Genomic DNA, 3211 nt, shown 5'->3' with positions numbered 1-3211 from the left:
TCGCCCGTTAGCGGCCAGCCGTGGAGCAGGACGACCGGCGCGCCCTTGCCCCAATCCTTATAATAGAGGTCCGTCCCGTCCTTGGCGTTGGCATAGGGCATTGTCTTCTCCTGCTGGAATATTGGGGGGCAACGCGCGGGACAGCGACGGGTTGCTCGGCTCGTCGCGAGCACCTTGCGACGAAGCGATACCCCAAAGCGGTAACGGGGTCAGCGTCTTGCCGGCTTCGCGGAAGCACCTGCGGTGAAGAGCCTGATGCTGCGCAACGATTGCAGCGCTTCGACAAGTCTGCAGCGCTCGCACCCATTATCGCACGGACAGAATATCTCGGCACGAAGCACGTTCGCGCCGAAGCCCGAGGACCACCTGCACTATCCGCGTCGCGCCGACTGGCGGGTAAGGAAGCGCGCTCTGCGTCGGCGGCGACAGCGGTATCGGCCGGGCCGTCGGAGTGTTGATGGGCCGGCCTCAGCGCGAGGCCAGCGCCGGCCCCTTGTCGCGGCCATAGACGTCGGCGACGAACGCGACTGCGCCGTCCTTGGGCTGGGCGGTGATGTAGGTCAGGAACACCGGCACGCCGCGCGGCAGCGCGACTTGCTGTTCGGGGGCGGGCGAGATGGTCGCCGGCAGCGTGCCCATCAGCCAGCGGCCAAGGCGCTGAGCATCCTCCAGCCGGATGCAGCCGTTCGACAAATGCCGATCATTGAGCGCCATCAGCTCGAGATGGTCGGTGTCGTGGAGATAGACGCCAATGTCGTTGGGGAAAGGGAATTTGATCTTGCCCATCGCATTGCCCTTGCCCGGCAGCTGGCGAAGATAGGCCGTCTGCGACCCCGCCTTGACCGCCTTCCAGTCGATCGCCGAAGGCGGAAGGATCGTCGGAGTCGGGCCGAAATCGGACATGATTTCATAACGTTTTTCGGCCCAATAGGGTTTGGCGATCGGGCTGAGCATCTTGGCCGCGACGATGTTCTTGGTCAGGTCCATCGGGACATACCAGTAGGGATTGAGCGTCGCGTACCAGATCGTGCTGGCGAGCATCGGGGTCTGCGATTCATTCTTGCCGACGACAACCTTCATACTGTCGGCGATCTGGCCATTTTCGATCATCGTCAGCCGCGCATTGGCGGCGTTGACCACGACATAGCGCCCGGTGGAGGGCAGGATGCGGGCGCGGGCGAGGTTGATCAGCAGGCGCGGATCGGGTGCTGCGCCGGGGGTGCGCTGCAACGCCGCCCAGGCAGTATCGCGCAGCGGGCCGTAGATCGGGTTGACGCTCGATACCGCCAGCAGATGCTGCGCCAGGGTCGGTGCGATCGACGCCAGCTGCAACGTGATCACCGGATTGGGGACGCGTAGGGTGAGCGAGGGGTCGGAATAGGTAAAGTCCGGCAGCGGTGCCTTGAGCGCGGCGACATAGGCCAGCCAGGCGGCCGACAAAGTACGGTCGGCGCTGGCGATCGCCTGCGGATTGCCGGTCGCTGCCTGCTGGGCGGCGACATCAACCGCGTCGGCCAGCTGCGGCCCCGCGGCGAGGCCGTCGAGCGGGGCGCGGCGGAGGATCTGCGACAGGGTGGCGGCGGCTTCCGCCCCACCACCGGCGCGGTACCAGACGGGGGCATTGCGGCGCTGGGCCATGAAAGCGTCGACGCTGGCGTTCGCGAGAAGGGGAGCGATGGCGGCGGCGGGGGTGCTTGGCGCAATATCGGCGGCGTGCGCAGGCGATGCCGCGATCATCAACGCCGGGATCAACCATGCTGCCAGTGTTGCAAACCTCACGCGCGCCATCCTTCTCAAAGTCCACCGACCACTCGACTACTCGCGATCCGAAGCGGTTTACGAGCCAGGAGATGAACCGTTCCGAAATCTTTTTTTCAAATCCTGCGTGCCATTGCGAGACAGCTCGATTTGCCGCGTGATCGCCAGCCCGTGACCATGTAAGTGATCCACAAGGAAATTTCCACTATTCCTGCCGCAATGCGGGCACGCGCGGCCAATTCTTCGCTGCTGTTGCCGTTTTGCAAGGCTACTGATTTTTGTTAATATCAAATTAACTCTTCGACTCGTCGGAGGGTTGGGATCGGCGGCCCAGCGTGGGCGTCGGAACAGTGGGAAATCAACATGAAGACACTCAAGATTATTGCGGCCCTCACGGTCGCGACCATGGGCCTCTCGAGCGCGCCTGCGCTGGCGACCGACTTCTCGTTCACCGGCTCGCTGCCGACGGCCAACACCGTTCAGCTGTTCAACTTCATTGTCGGTGCACCGTCGACCGTCACGCTGCGCACCTACTCCTATGCTGGCGGCATGAATTCGGCGGGAACGGTGATCGCTGCCGGCGGCTTCGACCCGATCTTGTCATTGTTCGACTCGACCGGACTGCGGATTGGCTTCAACGACGACGGCGCTGGTGTGCCGGTCGATCCGGTCACTGGTGCTGCTTTCGATACTCTTCTGTCGTCGCCCCTTGGCGTCGGAAGTTACACCGTGTCGGTCTCGGCTTTTTCGAACTTCGCCATCGGACCGAACCTGTCAAATGGGTTCTCCGGGGGGGGCAGTTTCACCGACGTCACGCAGCACCTCCGCACCAATCAGTGGGCCTTCGACGTCCTCAACGTCGGTGCGGCAACGCAGGTCGGTGGTGTGCCTGAGCCCGCCACTTGGGCGATGATGCTGATCGGCTTCGGCGCGGCGGGGGTTTCGCTCCGCTATCGCCGCCGCAAGACGGTCCTCGCCGCCGCCTGACCGCGACGACGAACGAATTGACGGCCGTCGGTGGAAGCACCGGCGGCCGTTTTCGTTTGAGCGCTAGCGCAGGCGGACCGCGCCGCTGGCAACCCTGCTCCATATCACCCGCCTCTGCTCGCCGCCGACCGCGTCGGCCCCGATAGCGCTGGTGTCGATCGCCAGGGATCTCGTGCCAGGTCCCGTGACGGAAACGCCTGCCGTGAACGCCCCCGCCGGACCCTTGACCCGCGCCGTAACGATGCCGTCGGCGCAGTCGCTCAGCGCCACCGCCGGTCCGCTTGCGCCGCCGTCGGGCAGGTTGATCGCCACGCCGAGCGAGAAATCGCGGCAGCGGCTCATTCGCACCGGCGACTGGCTGTCGAGGATCTTGACCCCGGCGATTTCGATCCCGTCGCTGTCGCTGGCGAGGATCGCGGGAGCGGAGCGCTCCAGCCCGCACAGGATCTGCCCGCCGCGGACGGTG

3 protein-coding genes are annotated in these 3211 nt (G+C 64.9%); 1 reads left to right on the top strand and 2 read right to left on the bottom strand.

Translation table 11 applies throughout. The features are described from left to right. Window positions 1-468: 468 nt before the first annotated feature. The gene (locus RMN84_RS00150) at window positions 469-1779 is read right to left on the bottom strand and encodes a L,D-transpeptidase family protein (RefSeq protein ID WP_309610188.1); all 1311 of its coding nucleotides are present in this window, start codon (window positions 1777-1779) and stop codon (window positions 469-471) included. 342 nt (window positions 1780-2121) lie between these two features. Here RMN84_RS00150 and RMN84_RS00145 point away from each other — a divergent pair, with 342 nt between their 5' ends. Continuing rightward, on the top strand, window positions 2122-2745 hold the full coding sequence (locus RMN84_RS00145; protein ID WP_309610187.1) for a DVUA0089 family protein: 624 nt from the start codon (window positions 2122-2124) through the stop codon (window positions 2743-2745). A gap of 63 nt (window positions 2746-2808) precedes the next feature. Here RMN84_RS00145 and RMN84_RS00140 read toward each other — a convergent pair. Further along, window positions 2809-3211 (bottom strand): hypothetical protein (locus RMN84_RS00140; protein ID WP_309610186.1); only part of this gene is annotated, 403 nt, incomplete at its 5' end.

Source organism: Sphingomonas sp. (assembly GCF_031380695.1).
In the GTDB taxonomy this organism is placed as follows: domain Bacteria; phylum Pseudomonadota; class Alphaproteobacteria; order Sphingomonadales; family Sphingomonadaceae; genus Sphingomicrobium.
This window is presented reverse-complemented; position numbering and strand designations above follow the sequence as displayed.

Excerpts from the sequence above, each read along its gene's own strand:
- RMN84_RS00145 (WP_309610187.1), top strand. The coding sequence starts at position 2,122 with ATGAAGACACTCAAGATTATTGCGGCCCTCACGGTCGCGACCATGGGC.